Below are 16,088 nucleotides of genomic sequence, written 5' to 3'. Positions count from 1 at the left end.
TTAACCTTTCCCTAAGGTTTGGGCCACCCGCTCCGCAAGCTTCTCCAGGAAGCCAAAGAACATGGGCCCAAAGTGGGCCAGCTCGTCCCCATCCGTCACCACCAAGGGAAGCCGCCACCCCCTCTTCTCCATCAGCCCTTTGGCCAGGTCCTCGGGGCGGCTTCTCCAGGGCTTGGGCTCGTAGATCAGAAGGTCGGGCGCGCGCCTTGGCACCTCCGCCAGGTCGGGGGCGAAGTAGGCCTGGGGCACCTCGCCGAAGATGGGGAAAAGGCCCAGGTGGCGTAAAGCGGCCGCGATGTAGCTTCCCCGGCCCACGGTGATGGGCCCGCCCAGGTCGATCTCCAGGTAGACCCTCAGGTTGAAGCGGTTCTTAAGGGCCAGGTAACCTTCGGAAAGCGTCTGGACCAGGGGTGTGGCCCGCTCGGGCACCCCCAGGAGGGCGGCGAGGAGCTCGAGGTTCTCTAGAATCCCAAAGGGGCTTATGGGCAGGGGAAGGAGGAAGACGGGAAAGCCCTTCTCCTTCAGGGAAAGGGCCAGGCCCCGCTGCACCCCGGTCCCCAGGAGGACGAGGTCGGGGGCAAGGTCGGCCAGGAGCTCTTCCCGGGCCCGGGTGTAGGAGCCCAAAACGGGAAGGGAAAGAACCCGGGCTGGGCGGTGGCAAAAGGCGCTCCGGCCCACGAGAAGCTCCCCAAGCCCCAGGGCGAAAAGGCTGTCCGTGGCGTGAGGGGCGAGGCTCACCACCCGGCGGGGCTCGTCCTTTAAGACCACCTCCCCCAGGAGGTCGTGGTGGATCCTCATGACCTCAGGTCCAGGGCCCGGGCGTGGGCCTCGAGGGCCTCCGCCCGGGCGAGGAGGGCGCCTTTACGGGCAAGCTCCGCCACCCTTTCCGGCCTCAGGCCCACCACGGGGATGACCTTGAGGAAGTCCCGCACGGAAAGCCCCCCCTGGAAGCGGGCCGTGCCCGAGGTGGGCATGACGTGGCTTGGCCCAGCGATGTAGTCCCCAAGGGCCTCAGGGCTTCCCTCCCCCAGGAAGACCCCCCCGGCGTTTTGGATAAGGCCCAGATAGGGTAGAGGATCGGCCACCGCCAGGCAGAGGTGCTCCGGGGCGTAGAGGTTGGCGAGCTCGAGGGCCTCCAAAAGGTCCTTGGTATGGACCAGGCCCCCATTTTCCAGGGCCTTCCTCGCGATCTCCCCTCGAGGCAGATGGGAGAGCTGCCGGAGGAGCTCCGCCTCCACCCTCTCAAGAAGCGGCCGGTCGGGGGAAAGGAGCCAGGGCTTTGCATCCGGCCCGTGCTCCGCCTGGGCGAGAAGGTCCGCGGCCAAAAGCTTCGGGCTTGCGGAACCGTCGGCCACGATCAGGGTCTCCGTGGGGCCGAAAAGCCCGTCGATGCCCACGGTGCCATAGACCAGGCGCTTGGCCGCCACCACGTACTTGTTCCCCGGGCCCACCACCTTGTCCACCCGGGGGATGCGCTCTGTACCGTAAGCAAAGGCCGCGATGGCCTGCGCCCCCCCCACGGCAAAGACCCGGTCCACCCCCGCCACCCAGGCGGCGGCCAGAATCCCGGGGTGGATGGGCGGAGGGCTCGCCACCAGCACCTCCTCCACCCCCGCCACCCGGGCGGGCAGGGCGCTCATGAGGAGGCTGGAAAGGAGCGGGGCCGTCCCCCCCGGGACGTACACCCCCACCCGAAGGAGGGGCCGGACCACCTGGCCCAGGATTCCGTCCCGGTCGGCCTTGAGAAAACCGCCCCTGAGCTCCTCCTGGTAAAAGGCCTCTATCCGCTCCTTAGCGGTCTCCAGGGCGTCCCGAAGCTCCGCCTCGAGGCCCTCATAGGCCTCCCGCCAGGCCCTGCGGGGAATCTCCTCCACCCTGTGCCCGTCCAGCTCGAGGCTGATCCGGTCTAAAGCCGCATCGCCTTCCCGGCGCACCGCCTCCAGGATCCCGCGCACCCTCTCCTCCACCTCGAGATCAAACTCCAGCCCCCGGGCCAAAAACCGAGCCCGGGCCTCCTCCGCGCTCAGAATCATGCCCTCAATATACCTAGACCCAGCGCCGCCGCCCCTTTTCCATGCGTTTTTCCACCCTTTCCAATCGGGCCTCAAAAACGTGCTCTCCCACTTGTTGTAAAAACCGCACGGGCAGATTGACCTGGAAATAGATATAAGAAAGGCCTGGCCTGAGGCGGAAAACCCTAAACTCCCCCTGATCGGGCAGGCGCTCCGCATAGGCCCGCCCCCCCACCAGGTGGAAGCGGACCGCCTGGCCCACCTCCACGTCCAGCTCGCTTAAGGCATGAAGAAGGGAAAGGGGGTCGTGGTAGTCCACCACATAGGGCAGGCCCAGGCTCTCCCCCCCCTGGCTCACCACCACCAGCCCCTCCTCCCGTAGAAACTCCACCCGGAAGACCCGCTGCTCCCGGCCCTCCACCCGCTCGGCGAAAAACACCGGGAAGCCCCTTTCGTCCAGGTCGGACTGCCAGCGCTGCCGGGTTCTGGGCAGGGGCAGCCAGACGTCCGCCGTAAGGAGGATGCGCAAGCCCCCTCCCTTCTCCACCACCTCGAGGGTCTCCTCCCCCGCGGGGCTCCCCCCATAGCTCAACCGGTAGAAGTAGGCGCCTGGGCTCATCCTACTTCAGCTTAATCGTCACTGGGGGCGAAGGGACCTCGAGGAGGTAGTCCACCGGGTCCCGGCCCGCCACCCGGATGCGGATGCGGTAAACCCCCTTCCGGTCGAACTCCACCCACCCTGGGGCTCGGCCTAAGGCGCTTCCCTTCGCCATCTTAGAACCCTTAGGGGCCTCGAGGAGGAAGAGCTCCGCCGTAGCGCCCGGGGGGTCTAGGCGAAACTCCACACGGTAGGGCCCCTCCGCCTTGCCCTTAGGCCAAAGGAGAACGGCCCCGAGAAGCAAAAGCGCAAGGAGCCCCCCCAGAAGCCAGAGCCTGCCCCGCCCCCTGGGTGGGGGGGAGAGGGGTTCAAAGGGCGGTTCCTCCCGCTCCTCAATCCGGATGACCCGGGGACGGCTCGCAGGCAGGTCGGGCTCCGGAGGCGGGGGAGGCAAGGACGGCTCCTCCACCACCTCCACCTGGGGTTTTTCCGGGAGCCTCTGGGGCTCCTTTGGCGCCTCCGAAGCCTCCCAGGGACGGGCGAAGAGGGCCTCCACCTGCTTTAGCACCTCCTCCCGAGGCCCCGCAAGCGCCCTGAGAAGGGCCTTAAGCGCCTCCGCCCCATCCCCTTTGAACGCCTCCGCCCCCACCCCCAGAAGCCAGACCCTCCGCCCTTTGACCAAGACGAGCTCGGGCCGGGGGGCATAGTCCACGCCTTGCGCTTTCAAAAGGGCCAAAAGACGGAGCATCTCCTCCCCCCAGGCCAGGATCCTGTCGGGGTCCGCCACCCCTAGGTAGGACACGAGGGGGACCGCCCCCCGGGGCCACTCCAGAACCCACCCCTCAGGCACCCGCTCCAGAAGGGGCACCACCCCATCGGACTCCAAAGGGGTTCCATGAGCGTTCCTCAAAAAGAGAACGGGCAGGCCCGTCCGGGTGTCCTGCGCCTCGTAGAGGGTAAGGGCATCGGACTGGAAGAGAATGCGGCGAAGCCAATACGGTCCCAGCGTCTCCATCTCTCCAAGTATAATCTTGGCCATGGAGGGGCCCTTCGGCCGGAAAGGAGAGGGCATGGAGTTTAGGGTTACGCTCACCACCGAGGAGATCGTCAGGGGGCTCAAGCACTACCGCCGCATCGCCAAGCAGGACGTGCTCCGCGCGCCAGAGACTCCCAACCCCGAGGTCTTCCGTCGCCATGCGGAGGCCCGGCGGGAGGTTTACGCCAGGCTGGCGGAGGTGGCGGAGAAGGAGGGGCCGGAGGCCGTGGTCCAGTATGCCCTGGAGCTTTACCGTTCCTTGCCCTTCGTCACCGGAACCCCAGAGGATGCCTACCCGGAGATCAAAGGCCAGGAGAACGCCTTGGAGAACTTCTTTTTGATGATTGGCCTGGACCCCAAGCTCCGCCGGGAAGCCCGCAAGGCCAGGAAGCCCCTCGAATGAACCTCGAGCTTTTAAGGGCCCAGGCTCAGACCTGCACCGCCTGCCGCCTGGCCGAGGGGCGGACCCAGGTGGTCTTCGGGGAGGGAAGGCCGGATGCCCGGCTGATGTTCGTAGGGGAGGGCCCCGGGGAGGAGGAGGACAAGCAGGGGCGGCCCTTCGTGGGCAAGGCGGGGCAACTTTTGGACCGGATCCTCGAGGCGGCGGGCATCCCCCGGGAAACGGTCTACATCACCAACATCGTCAAGTGCCGTCCACCTGGCAACCGCACCCCCCTGCCCGACGAGGCCAAGGCCTGCACCAGCCGCTGGCTTGTTAAGGAAATTGAGATGGTCAGCCCCCAGGTCATCGTCCCTTTGGGGGCGGTGGCGGCAGAGTTCTTCCTGGGGGAGAAGGTCTCCATCACCAAGGTGCGGGGCAACTGGTACGACTGGCATGGGATCAAGGTCTTCCCCATGTTCCACCCCGCCTACCTCCTCAGGAACCCGAGCCGCGCCCCCGGAAGCCCCAAGCACCTCACCTGGCTGGACATCCAAGAGGTCAAGCGGGCTCTGGAAGCCTTGCCCCCCAAGGAGGGGAAGGCGGTGCGGCCCGTAAGCCAGGACCCCCTTTTCTGAGGCCCAGGCAAGGGACGGGCCTGAACACCCTGCTAAAAGCGCCCCCCCGCCCCAAGGCCAGACCGGAACCCAGCGGGCCAATGGTTCTTTCTCGCATGGGGTCTCCCCCGCCCGCCTTGACCCCGCCTTTGCCCTTGAATATACTCACTGCACCTCCGAGCCCGGAGGGGCCCCCTGGGTTCGCCGGGCCGGGCGTAAAGCCCCGGGGTCTGGGGAGCAATCCCCAGGCCTGCCAGGCGCAAAGGAGGGGTTCATGCTAAAGTTCCGTTGGGCAAAGTTCATTCTGCTCCTGCCGGTTGGGCTGTTTGCCCCTGCGTGGGCACAGGAAGTACGGGTGGCGGTCGCGGCCAACCTACGGGATGCCTTTAACGAGATGGCCCGTGCCTACCAGAAGGAGCAGAGGGAGGGTTTAAGGCTCCTCGTCAGCTTCGGCAGCTCAGGGGCCTTTGCGCAGCAGATCCTCCAAGGGGCTCCCTTTGACCTGTTCATCGCGGCGGATACCGGATTCCCTAAAAGCGTGTTTGAAAGGGGGAAAGGGCTCGAGCCCCCTAGGGTGTACGGGAGAGGCAAGCTGGTCCTCTTCGTCCCCCATCGGGTGGGGATCAAGCCCCAAAGCCTCCAAGCGGTCCTCGAGCCCAGCGTGCGCAAGGTGGCCCTGGCCAATCCGGAAACCGCCCCCTATGGCCGTGCGGCCAAGGAGGCCTTAACGAAAGCCGGGCTCTGGGAAAAGGTTCAACCCAAGCTGGTTTTTGGACAGGATATAGGCCAGGCCGTCCAGCTGACCCTTGCGGCGGCCGATGCGGGCTTTATCAACTTCTCCGCCCTTTTTGCCCCCGGCCTTAGGAACCAAGGCGAGGCCCTGGTGGTGCCCCAAAGGCTCTACACCCCCTTGGACCAGGCGGCCCTCCTCCTAAGCGAACGGGGCCGGGGCCTGTACGCGTACCTTTTTGGGGAAAAAGCTCGAATCATCCTCAAGGCCTACGGCTACGAAACCCCATGAGCGAGGCCTGGGAAGCCCTTCTCCTTTCGCTTAGGCTTGCCTTTTGGACCAGCCTTCTCCTCCTGCCCCTGGCCGGGGGGTGGGCTTGGGCGGTGGTGCGCTACCCGGTCCGGGGCCGGGTGCTCTGGGAGGCCTTACCCCTCCTTCCCCTCACCCTTCCCCCCACGGTGATCGGGTTTTACTTTCTCCTTCTGTTTGGAAGCCAGGGCCCCTTTGCCGGCCTTCACCTCCCCTTCACCTTCCCTGGGCTGGTGGTGGCGAGCGTCCTTTTCAACCTTCCCTTGGCCTTCAATACCTACAGGGAAGCCTTCCGCGCCCTAGACCCTACCCTCTTGGAAACCGCCCGAACCCTGGGGGCTCGGCCCTTGAAGATTTGGCGGACCGTGATCCTCCCCCTCACCTGGCCCGGCCTTCTCTCAGGAACGCTCCTGGTCTTCGCCCACACCCTGGGGGAGTTTGGAGTGGCCCTTATGGTGGGGGGAAGCATCCCCGGAAAGACCAAGGTGGCCAGCATCCACCTTTTTGAACTCACCGAGGCCTTTCGGTTTGCGGAAGCCCAACGGCTCGCCCTTTTGCTTGTCCTCCTTGGATTCGGCTTCGCCCTAGGGCTTAGGCTCCTGGAGGGAAGAAAAGCGGCATGGAGGTCTCCTACCGGGTCCTAAAGCCCATCCTCCTCGAGGCCCGGCTTACGGTGGAGGGGTTTACGGTCCTTTTGGGGGAGAGCGGGGCCGGAAAGACCACCCTCCTTCGGGCCATCGCAGGCCTCCTCCCGGGCCACGGCCGCCCGTTCGGCGGGCTTCCCGCGGAAAGGCGGCCCGTGGGGTACCTCCCACAGGACCTGGGCCTCTTTCCCCACCTCACCGCTTGGGAGAACGTGGCCTTCCCCATGGAGGGGAGGGACAGAAGGGCTCGAGCCTTGGAACTTTTGGAGCAGGTGGGGCTTCTTGAATTTGCACAAAGGTATCCCAGACAGCTCTCCGGAGGCCAGAAACAACGGGTTGCCCTGGCCCGCGCCCTGGCCCGGAACGCCGAGCTTCTCCTTTTAGACGAACCCACATCCGCTCTGGATCTCGGCACTCGAGGCCAGATTCTGGCCGAGCTGGTCGAGCTCATCCGGGCGTTTCGCCTACCCACCTTGGCGGTAAGCCACGACCCCCTTCTGGCCCAAATGGCGGACAGAATCGCCATCTTGGAAGGGGGCCGGATCCTCCAGGAGGGGACTGCCCAAGAGGTCATGAGCCGGCCAGCCAGCGTAGGCGCCGCCCGGCTTTTGGGGTATGCCAACCTTCTGACCGGCCGCCTCCTGGAGGGAGAGGTGGAACTGGGGGGGGTGCGGCTGAAGGTGGACCTGCCCCCCTGGGGAAGACCAGGGATGAGGGTGGTGGTGGCGGTGCGGGCAGAAGAGGTCCTGGTGGTCCGCCCCCATCTTCCTCCCCCCACGGAAAACCAGATAGAGGGTGTCCTTGAGGCCTTTTACCCCGAGGGCCTCTCCTTCCGCGGGATCTTTCAGGGCCCCATTCGGCTTAGCCTCCTCCTACCCCGGCACGTCCAAGAGCGGCTGCGGCTGGCTCCTGGCCAAAGGCTTTCCGTCGTTCTAAAAAGGCGGTATCTCCACCTGATCCCGATGCCCCCAGACGCCTGAGGGCCTCTCCTCTAATTTCAGGAAAACCGGTCCCCTCTGCCTTGGCCGCCTTTTGCCTAAGGATGGCCAGGGGCCCGCTGGAGAGCGCACGCAGAAAGCCATGCTTCACCTGAACAGAGGGGCCTTGGGCCCCATAAAGGGCCAAAGCGCACTGCCATGAAAGAACCGCCACCGGGCTGAGACCAGGGGGCCGCCTCGGGTATCCGTAGCCTATCCCCGGGGGTCCAAGGCATCCCGGAGGGCATCCCCAAGGAGGTTCCAACCCAGTCCGAACAGGATGATGGTGATGGCCGGAAAAAAGCTGACGTACCAGTACCCAAAGGGGTTGCCCGGCGGTCCTTGGATCCAGGTGCGGGCAAAAGCCACCAATTGTCCCCAATCCGCATACCCAACGGGCAGTCCAATGCCCAGGAAAGAAAGGGCTGCCGCGGAAAGGGGGATGGATCCGAGGTCCAAGACGGCGATCACCGTAACCGCCGTAAGCGCGTTGGGCAAAACGTGTTTAAAGAGGATGCGGAGATCCGAGGCCCCCAGGGCCCTGGCCCCATCCACAAAATCCAGCGCCCGGACCCGGAGCACCTCCCCCCGGACCACCCGCGCATACCCCGCCCAACCCACCAACACAAAAGCCAGCATGATGTGCTCCAGGCTTGGCCCCAAAAGGGTGGTGATGACCATCAGAAGGACAAAACCGGGAAAGGCAAGGATGACCTCGATGAAGCGCTGGATAAGGTCGTCCACTATTCCTCCAAAGTATCCGCTGACCCCCCCGATTACCACCCCCAGGAGGAACTGCAGACCCACCACCACCAAGGCGAGCTTGAAAGCCGTGCGCGTTCCCCAGACCAGGCCATAAAACACGTCATAGCCGCTCGAGGTACCCATCAAGGGACGGACCACCCCAGCCTCCGTGGCAATGGGGCTCAGGGGTGGGGAAGGCTCTGGCCGGAAGTTGATGCGGGCAATCTGGTAACAGCTTGGCGGGGCAGCAAAAATCGCCTTCCAAAACACCGGGCTCACCGGGTTATAGACCTCCTCCGTTGCTCTGGCCCCTAAGTCTCGCAGGCAGTTGTTGCCCACAACCCTGGGCGGGGCGATCAAGGGAGCGAACAGGGCCGTGAGCAAGAACAAGCAAACCAGGACCGCCCCAAGCCAGAACAACGGATTCCGTCTCAGCTTGAGAACAACACGGCTGCGCATCAATCAAACCTCACGCGGGGATCTATCCAGGCGTAAAGGATATCCGTCACCAGATTCACCAAAACCGTGATGACCGCCGTCAGGAGGGCGAACCCCATGATGCCCGGCACGTCAAACATCACGGCAGCGGCCGCGCCCCAGGAGCCTATACCCGGATAGGCATAGATCGTCTCGGTGATCACCGCCCCTGAAAGGAGTCCCATGACCGTGAAACCGGAGAGCGTAATCACCGGAAGAAGGGCGTTCTTGCGGGCGTGCTTGAGGTTGACCACCCGATCCGGAAGCCCCTTGGCCCGGGCGGTCCGGACGTAGTCTTGGGAAAGCGCTTCTAGCATGGAGGAGCGCGTGACCTTTAAAAGCGTGGCACTGGAGACGGTGGTTAGAGTGATTACAGGAAGAATAAGATGTCTAAGCACATCCCAAAAGATGGTGAAGTTCCCTGCCAAAAGCGCATCAATGGACAGCATGCCCGTGCGACGCGGGATTGGGTTGAGCAAGAACGCAATCTGGCTCTCTGGGGAAAGCTGTCCCGGCCCGGGCGCCCATCCTAGGAAGCCATAGAAAACCACCAATAGAAGGATCCCCATGACGAAGGTCGGAACATTGTATGCAATTACCGCAAAGATCCGCGCCAGCTGGTCTATAGGGCCATCTTTATTCAGCCCCGCCAGGGTGCCCAGCCATATCCCAAAAGCGATGATGGGCAGGGAAGCAAAGAGCGCCAACTCCACCGTGGCGGGGAATCTTTCTTTAATGGTATCCAAAACAGGTTTATTGGATGCCTTTGAAAAACCTAGGTTTCCTTGCAGGGCATCCTTAAGCCAGCTCCAGTACTGGACATAAAAGGGGCGGTCCAAACCTTTCTCACGGATGATTTGCTCCAGGTTGCGCATTTGCTGCTCGTTCTGCACAAAGGCCACCGCTCTTTGCTCAGGGGAAAGGAGCTGTAAAAGCCCTACGATGACCAGGCTAAGGGCAAAAAGGACCGCAGGAAGGGCCAAAAGGCGGCGAACAACAAACGCCAGCATTTCTGACTCCCAAGACCCCGGCCCCGCTCAAGCGGGGCCGGGGGCCAGGCAATTTACTTGGACAAGTTTCTGAAGAATGTGCCGAAGTAGTTGGAGAACATGGGGTTGAAGTTCTCCTCGACTCCCTTAAGCTTTTCGTTGTACACGATAAAACCCAGGCCCGCCGGGACGTTGATGTAGGGGGCAAGCTCATACGCCCGGTACCCCACCTGGCTGTAAAGGGCCTTCCGCTTGGCCGGATCCGTGGTCTTGCGGGCCTGGTCAAGAAGCTTGTCCATCACCGGGTCGGAGAAGTTAGACCGGGGGTGGTAATACCCCTCCGAATGGTAGAAGGTGTACAGGAAGTTGTCCGGGTCCGCGTAGTCCGGGGCCCAACCGATGATAATCATCGGCACCCCTCCCGAACGGCTTTCCTTAAGGAGATCTGACCACGGCTTGGCCAAAAGCTCCACCTTAAATTTAGGGTTGAGCTTTTCGATGTTGGTCTTAAGGATCTCCATCGCCGTCTGGGCTGCCTGGCTGCCCGCACGGTAGGTGGCCTTCAGCACAAAACCGTTGGTCCAGAGCCTCCCTCCCCAGGCCTTCTTAAAGTACGAAATGGCTTTCTGGGGGTCGTAGGTATAGGTGGGCACCTTTGGATCGTATCCGAAGAAAGTCTCGGGAAGAAGCATGGTGCGTTTGATGCCCTTCCCCTGAAGAACTTCTTTGATGTAAAGATCGTAATCAAAAGAGTAGTTGAACGCTTTACGCACATCTATGTCCGAGAAGAAGTTCGCGGGAATGCCCTTGCCATCCAGCTGGCCTGAGCTCAGATACTCGGGGTTGGCGATCTTCTGGTTCATGAAAATGGCGGTCGCGGTATTGTTGGGAATGTCATCCATGATCTTAAGACCAGGCACCCCTTTAAGCTGGGCCAGCACCGGCCTAGGACCGGTTTCCACCGCGTCGGCATCCCCCTTCTTCAAGGCCTCGATGCGGGTGGCCTGTTCCTTGACGATCTGGAAAATCACGTTTTCGATCCTGGGTTTGCCGCCCCAGTACCCATCAAAGGCCGTCAGGACGACCGTGTTTGCATCCCGGCGGGCCAGCTTGTAGGCCCCCGTACCGCTCGGTTTCCTTGAGAGCTCGGAGTCGGTAAGGTCCTTACCCACCCACTGCCTCCAGGTCTTTTCCGTCCCATCCCACTCGCCCAAACCGATGGCCCACTTCTTATCCACGATGGACTGGCCCATAAAGGCAAGTTTTGCTAAAAACGCAGGGTCAGGCTTGGGCAGCGTAAAGACCAAACGCCCATCCTTGTCACACCGGACCGCTTTGGCAATCCGATCAAAGGTGATGCTGGGGTCATCCTGGGCATTGGCCGAAGTGCCCAGAAGGCTTTCGGCCAAGAACCAGTTGCCCGACTCCGGGCTGTTGGTGACAAGGTTCCTGCGGAAGGTGTACTCCGCATCCTCACAGGTGAAAGGGTTGCCCGAGTGGAACTTGACCCCTTTGCGCAAGGTGAAGGTGTACACCTTGCCGGAGCCGTCGATCGTCCAGCTGGTGGCGAGGAGGCCTTCAAACTGATCCACCCGCTTCCCCTTGTAAGTTACCAGGGTTTCATAGATGTTCTCCACTATGGCCCCGGATGCCGTGTCGTAGGTGGCCCCAGGGTCAAGCGTGGGGATGTCCGCCGACTCCATGTAGAGCAACGTGTTGCTGGGCACCGCGGCGAGCGCGAACCCAAGGCCCATGGCCAGCGCGCCAACGAACCTCCGCATAGATCACCTCCTAATCCAGCCGCCTCTTTAAGGCCGGACGCCCCCAGGTTACAGCAGGGGAGGCTTTTTGGTAAAGTGGTCCAGTATGCCGGTTAAGGGCACAAAGGACCTCTTCGGCCGGGAGCTAGGGCTCCACCGCCACATCGTGGAGACGGCCCGGCGCCTCCTCGAGGCCGCGGGGGCGCTGGAGATCCTCACCCCCCTCTTCGAGGAGACCTCGGTCTTCGAAAAGGGGGTGGGGGCGGCCACGGACATCGTGCGGAAGGAGATGTTCACCTTCCAAGACCGGGGGGGGAGGTCCCTCACCTTACGGCCGGAGGGAACGGCGGCGATGGTCCGGGCCTACCTCGAGCATGGGATGAAGGTCTGGCCCCAGCCCGTGCGGCTTTGGACGGCGGGGCCCATGTTCCGGGCGGAAAGGCCCCAAAAAGGGAGGCACCGCCAGTTCCACCAGGTGGACTACGAGGCCTTGGGCTCGGAAAACCCCATTCTGGACGCGGAGGCCATCGTCCTCCTCTGGGAGATCCTGAAGGAGCTAGGCCTTCGGAACCTCTCCCTTAAGCTTTCCTCGGTGGGGACAAAGGAGGACCGGGCGCGGTACAACGCCTACCTGCGCGAGGTCCTCACGCCCCACGAGGCGGAGCTTTCCGAGGACTCGAGGGAAAGGCTAAGGCTTAACCCCATGCGCATCCTGGACTCTAAAAGCGAGAAGGATCAGGCCCTCCTCCAGGCCCTGGCCATCCGGCCCATGCTGGACTTCCTCGGGGAGGAGGCCCGGGCCCATCTGGCCAAGGTGGAACGGCATCTGGACCGACTAGGGGTTCCCTATGAGCTGGACCCCGGCCTGGTTCGGGGGCTGGACTACTACGTGAAGACCGCCTTTGAGATCCACCATTCCCGGATTGGGGCCCAGTCCGCCCTGGGGGGTGGGGGGCGGTACGACGGGCTTTCCGAGCTTTTAGGCGGCCCCCGGGTCCCGGGGGTGGGGTTCGCCCTCGGGGTGGAGCGGGTGGCCTTGGCCTTGGAGGAAGAGGGGCTTTCTCCGCTCGAGGAAAGGGGCCCTACCCTTTACCTCATCCCCCTCCTCGAGGGGGCGGTGGAGGAGGCCTTTTACCTGGCGGAGCGGCTTAGGCCAAGGATCCGGGCCGAGTACGCCCTAATCCCAAAAAAGCCCCAGAAGGGCCTCGAGGAGGCCTTGAAAAGGAACGCCATCTTCGCAGGCTTTCTGGGCGAGGAGGAGCTGAAGGCGCGGGAAGTCACCCTGAAAAAGCTCCGAACGGGCGAGCAGGTCCGGCTTCCTTACGAGGAGGCTCTGGGGTATATGCTTCGGGAAGGATGATGCGCACCCACTACTGCGGCGAACTCTCCCTTAAGGACGAAGGCCAGGAGGTGCACCTGGCGGGCTGGGTCAACCGAAGGCGGGACCTGGGGGGGCTCATCTTTTTGGACCTCAGGGACCGGACGGGCCTGGTCCAGGTGGTCGTCCGGCCGGAAAGCCCCTTTTTCCAGGAGGCGGAAAGGCTCAGGAGCGAATGGGTGGTCTGGGTCCGGGGAAAGGTGCAAAGGCGGGAAAAGCCCAACCCCAGGCTCAAGACCGGAGAGGTGGAGGTGGAGCTTCTAGAGCTTAGGGTCCTGGCCGAGGCCAAACCCCCCCCCTTCCCTTTGGACGCCGGCTGGCGGGGGGAAGAGGAAAAAGAGGTCAACGAGGAGCTCCGCCTCAAGTACCGGTACCTGGACCTCCGGAGGAAGCGGATGCAGGAGAACCTCCTCCTCCGCCACCGGGTCATCAAGGCGGTCTGGGACTTCCTGGACCAAGAGGGGTTCATCCAGGTGGAGACCCCCTTCCTCACCAAAAGCACCCCGGAAGGGGCGCGGGACTTCCTGGTCCCCTACCGGCAGGAGCCCGGCCTCTTCTACGCCCTTCCCCAGTCCCCCCAGCTGTTCAAGCAGATGCTCATGGTGGCGGGGTTTGACCGGTACTTCCAGATCGCCCGCTGCTTCCGGGACGAGGACCTAAGGGCCGACCGCCAGTCCGACTTCACCCAGCTGGACCTGGAGATGAGCTTCGTGGGGGTGGAGGAGGTCTTAAGCCTAAACGAGCGCCTTCTGGCCCACGTCTTCCGCGAGGCCTTGGGGGTCGGGCTTTCCCTTCCCTTTCTTCGGCTTTCCTACCAGGAGGCCATGGACCGGTACGGTTCGGACAAGCCGGACCTCCGGTTTGGCCTCGAGCTGAAGGAGGTGGGCCCCCTCCTCCAGGAAAGCGACTTCCCCCCCTTCCGGGAGGCGGAAAGCGTCAAGGCCCTGGTGGCCCCAGCCCCCCTTTCTCGCAAGGAGATCGAGGGCCTGGAGGAGGCGGCCAAGCGCCAAGGGGCGAAGGGCCTCGCCTGGGCCCGGGTGGGGGAAGAGGGGTTTTCAGGGGGGGTGGCCAAATTCCTGGAACCGGTGCGGGAGGCTCTCCTAAAGGCCACAGGGGCCAGGCCTGGGGAAACCCTCCTCCTGGTGGCCGGGCCCTGGAAGGTGGCGGCCACGGCCCTAGGGCAGGTGCGTCTGGCCCTGGCGGAGCGTCTAGGGCTAGAACGAAAGGGGTGGGCCTTCCTCTGGGTGGTGGAGTTTCCCCTCCTGGAGTGGGATGAAAAGCGGCAGGCCTGGACCTATATGCACCACCCCTTCACCAGCCCCAACCCCCTGGACCTCCCCTTCCTGGAGACCGACCCCGGCCGGGTTCGGGCCCTGGCCTATGACCTGGTCCTGAACGGGGTGGAGGTGGGCGGAGGGTCCATCCGCATCCACGACCCCACCCTCCAGGCCCGGATCTTCCGGATCCTGGGCATCGGCGAGGAGGAGCAGAAGGAGAAGTTCGGCTTCTTTCTCGAGGCCCTCACCTACGGAGCCCCCCCCCACGGGGGGATCGCCTGGGGGCTGGACCGCCTCCTGGCCCTCATGACCGGTAGCCCCTCCATCCGCGAGGTCATCGCCTTCCCCAAGAACAAGGAGGGGAAGGACCCCTTGACCGGGGCTCCCAGCCCCGTATCCGAGGAACAGCTCCGGGAGCTCGGCCTCCAGGTGATCCGCCATGCTTAGACTGCCGTATGCCCTGATGGAAGCCTTCACTCAGGCCCCGGGCGGAGGGAACCGGGTGGTTCTGGTTCTGGATGCCCGGGGCCTGAGCTCAGAGGAGATGCAAAAGACCGCCCGCCGCCTGGGCCAGGAGACGGCCTTTGTTTTGGAAAGGCTGGAGAACTCGGTGGAGGTGCGCTTCTACACCCCAAGCACGGAGGTGGAGTTTTCTGGCCACGCGGCGGTGGCGCTGGGGCTTGGCCTTGTCCAGATGGGGCTTCTGTCGGAGGGGACGGATCGGATCTACCTCCGGACCTTGGCCGAGGTCCTACCGGTGGAGATCGTCTATGAAGGGGGGGAGCCCCGGAAGGCCTGGGTCCGAGGCCCCACCCCAAGGTTCCGGGACATCCCTCCCTGGAAGGCGGTGCGCGAGTTCACCGAGGCCCTGGGGGCCAACGAGCGCTACCTCCACCGCGGCCTTCCTACAGGCATCGCCTACACCGGGCTTTGGAGCCTCTTTCTTCCTTTCATCACCCCAGGGCTGGTGGACGAGCTCGAGCCCGAGATGGAAAAGCTCCAGGCCCTCTGCCGCCGGCTGGACGTCGCCACCGTCCACGCCTACGCCCCGGTGGGACCCCGCACCTTCTACGCCCGGGACTTCGCTCCCCTTTTGGGCATCCCGGAAGACCCGGTGACCGGTTCGGCCAATGCGGCGCTGGCCGCCCTCCTGGCCAGAAGCGGGGTGGTGCCCAGGCGGGCGGGGGAGGTCCAGCTCACCCTTCTCCAGGGCCACCGGATGGGCAGCCCGGGCATGGTGGAGGTCCGGGTGGAGTACAGCCCCTCCGGGGAGCCTTACAAGGTCCTTCTAGGAGGGGAGGCGGTGCTTTTAGAAAGCGGTTTTCTGGAATGATCGGGATCGTCTTCATAGACGTGGACGGGACCCTGGTGGGGGAGAACGGGGTTCCAGAGTGCGTCTGGGAGGAGGTCGAGGCCTTAAAGGCACGGGGGGTCCACCTCGTCCTGACCACCGGCCGACCGGGCCGGGGGCTGGCCCTGGAATACGCGAAAAGGCTCGCCCCCGAAGGGCTTCACATCTTCGAGTCCGGGGCGGTCGTCCTCGCCCTCACCCAAGACCCGCATGCCCCACCCAAAAGGCCCCTCCTGGTGGAACCCCTCCCCCCAGAGGCGGCCTTGGAGATCCAGGCCCTGGCCCAAAAGAGGGGCCTCCCCCTCGAGGCCTACACCGCCTCCGGCGGGTTTTACATCCCCGAGGACCACCCCCTCCTCCGCCTGCACCAGCGGCTCCTGGGCCTTAAGGCAGAGATCCGTCCTTTAGAGGAGATCGAGGAGCCCCTGGTGCGGCTCCAGATCCTGGCCGAGCCCGGGCGGTGGGAGGAGGTCAAGGCCTTCTCCACCTCCGCCGCTCTCCACACCGCCACCAGCCCCAAAATGCCCGGGGTTCTCTTCGCCTCCTTCACCCGGTGGGGGGTTTCCAAGCGCTCCGCTGCCCGGTTCGTGGCCGAGGCCTATGGCCTAACCCTGAAGGAGGCGGCCATGGTGGGGGACGGGGAGAACGACCTCGAGCTCCTCCAGGCGGTGGGCCTGGGCATCGCCATGGGCAACGCCCCCGAGCCGGTGAAAAAAGCCGCCCACAAGGTGGTGGCCCCGGTGGAGGCCTGCGGCCTGGCCGAGGCCCTGGCGCAGATCCGAACCCTCCCCCGATCCGGCATCGCTTAAA

16 protein-coding genes and 1 riboswitch are annotated in these 16,088 nt (G+C 64.1%); of the genes, 9 read left to right on the top strand and 7 right to left on the bottom strand.

Features of this window, described 5'->3' with window-relative positions; translation table 11 throughout:
• Genes C4301_RS01045 through C4301_RS01030 form a run of 4 tightly spaced genes read right to left on the bottom strand, consistent with a single transcriptional unit; the run spans position 1 to position 3,625 of the window.
• Positions 1-798, bottom strand: a complete 798-nt coding sequence (locus tag C4301_RS01045; RefSeq protein WP_352413265.1) for a helical backbone metal receptor — start codon at positions 796-798, stop codon at positions 1-3.
• Positions 795-2,033, bottom strand: coding sequence for a histidinol dehydrogenase (gene hisD / locus C4301_RS01040; RefSeq protein ID WP_352413264.1), 1,239 nt, complete (start codon positions 2,031-2,033; stop codon positions 795-797). The genes C4301_RS01045 and hisD overlap by 4 nt, the downstream gene beginning before the upstream one ends.
• A 13-nt stretch (positions 2,034-2,046) precedes the next feature.
• Entirely contained in the window at positions 2,047-2,631 is a 585-nt protein-coding gene (locus C4301_RS01035; protein ID WP_352413263.1) for a DUF3108 domain-containing protein, read from the bottom strand.
• A 1-nt stretch (position 2,632) separates the two neighbouring features.
• Entirely contained in the window at positions 2,633-3,625 is a 993-nt protein-coding gene (locus tag C4301_RS01030) for a hypothetical protein (protein WP_352413262.1), read from the bottom strand.
• 55 nt (positions 3,626-3,680) lie between these two features.
• On the opposite strand from C4301_RS01030, the gene C4301_RS01025 reads away from it, so the two are divergent.
• The 5 genes from C4301_RS01025 (at position 3,681) to C4301_RS01005 (ending at position 7,305) form a co-directional block, all read left to right on the top strand.
• Positions 3,681-4,049 carry a hypothetical protein gene (locus C4301_RS01025; RefSeq protein ID WP_352413280.1) on the top strand — a complete coding sequence of 123 codons (369 nt, stop codon included), beginning with the start codon at positions 3,681-3,683 and terminating at the stop codon, positions 4,047-4,049.
• Positions 4,046-4,663 (top strand): uracil-DNA glycosylase, encoded by a 618-nt coding sequence (locus tag C4301_RS01020; protein ID WP_352413261.1) that lies wholly within the window; start codon positions 4,046-4,048, stop codon positions 4,661-4,663. Before C4301_RS01025 ends, C4301_RS01020 begins: the two co-directional genes overlap by 4 nt.
• 141 nt (positions 4,664-4,804) lie before the next feature.
• Positions 4,805-4,926, top strand: a riboswitch (molybdenum cofactor riboswitch).
• A gap of 71 nt (positions 4,927-4,997) precedes the next feature.
• Complete coding sequence (modA, locus tag C4301_RS01015) at positions 4,998-5,663, top strand: molybdate ABC transporter substrate-binding protein (protein ID WP_352413260.1); 666 nt, start codon at positions 4,998-5,000, stop codon at positions 5,661-5,663.
• Positions 5,660-6,325 carry a molybdate ABC transporter permease subunit gene (gene modB, locus C4301_RS01010; protein ID WP_352413259.1) on the top strand — a complete coding sequence of 222 codons (666 nt, stop codon included), beginning with the start codon at positions 5,660-5,662 and terminating at the stop codon, positions 6,323-6,325. The genes modA and modB overlap by 4 nt, the downstream gene beginning before the upstream one ends.
• On the top strand, positions 6,301-7,305 hold the full coding sequence (locus C4301_RS01005; RefSeq protein WP_352413258.1) for an ABC transporter ATP-binding protein: 1,005 nt from the start codon (positions 6,301-6,303) through the stop codon (positions 7,303-7,305). Before modB ends, C4301_RS01005 begins: the two co-directional genes overlap by 25 nt.
• A 210-nt stretch (positions 7,306-7,515) precedes the next feature.
• Here C4301_RS01005 and C4301_RS01000 read toward each other — a convergent pair whose 3' ends face one another.
• Genes C4301_RS01000 through C4301_RS00990 form a run of 3 tightly spaced genes read right to left on the bottom strand, consistent with a single transcriptional unit; the run spans position 7,516 to position 11,293 of the window.
• A complete protein-coding gene (locus C4301_RS01000) occupies positions 7,516-8,505 on the bottom strand; it encodes an ABC transporter permease (RefSeq protein WP_352413257.1) in 990 nt (329 codons plus the stop codon).
• Positions 8,505-9,533 (bottom strand): ABC transporter permease, encoded by a 1,029-nt coding sequence (locus C4301_RS00995; protein ID WP_352413256.1) that lies wholly within the window; start codon positions 9,531-9,533, stop codon positions 8,505-8,507. The genes C4301_RS01000 and C4301_RS00995 overlap by 1 nt, the downstream gene beginning before the upstream one ends.
• Before the next feature lie 53 nt (positions 9,534-9,586).
• A complete protein-coding gene (locus tag C4301_RS00990) occupies positions 9,587-11,293 on the bottom strand; it encodes an ABC transporter substrate-binding protein (RefSeq protein WP_352413255.1) in 1,707 nt (568 codons plus the stop codon).
• A gap of 85 nt (positions 11,294-11,378) precedes the next feature.
• Between C4301_RS00990 and hisS the strand changes: the two genes are divergently transcribed.
• The 4 genes from hisS to C4301_RS00970 are packed head-to-tail and all read left to right on the top strand — an operon-like array spanning position 11,379 to position 16,087.
• Positions 11,379-12,632 (top strand): histidine--tRNA ligase, encoded by a 1,254-nt coding sequence (gene hisS, locus C4301_RS00985; protein WP_352413254.1) that lies wholly within the window; start codon positions 11,379-11,381, stop codon positions 12,630-12,632.
• Positions 12,629-14,374 (top strand): aspartate--tRNA ligase, encoded by a 1,746-nt coding sequence (aspS, locus tag C4301_RS00980; protein ID WP_352413253.1) that lies wholly within the window; start codon positions 12,629-12,631, stop codon positions 14,372-14,374. The genes hisS and aspS overlap by 4 nt, the downstream gene beginning before the upstream one ends.
• Positions 14,367-15,260 (top strand): PhzF family phenazine biosynthesis protein, encoded by an 894-nt coding sequence (locus C4301_RS00975; RefSeq protein WP_352413252.1) that lies wholly within the window; start codon positions 14,367-14,369, stop codon positions 15,258-15,260. Before aspS ends, C4301_RS00975 begins: the two co-directional genes overlap by 8 nt.
• Positions 15,257-16,087 carry an HAD family hydrolase gene (locus C4301_RS00970; protein ID WP_352413251.1) on the top strand — a complete coding sequence of 277 codons (831 nt, stop codon included), beginning with the start codon at positions 15,257-15,259 and terminating at the stop codon, positions 16,085-16,087. Before C4301_RS00975 ends, C4301_RS00970 begins: the two co-directional genes overlap by 4 nt.
• Position 16,088: the final 1 nt, after the last annotated feature.

It is taken from the genome of Thermus sp., from assembly GCF_040290245.1.
Lineage (GTDB): Bacteria > Deinococcota > Deinococci > Deinococcales > Thermaceae > Thermus_A.
Note: the sequence above shows the minus strand (reverse complement) of the source record. Positions and strands in the feature narration are given on the sequence as shown.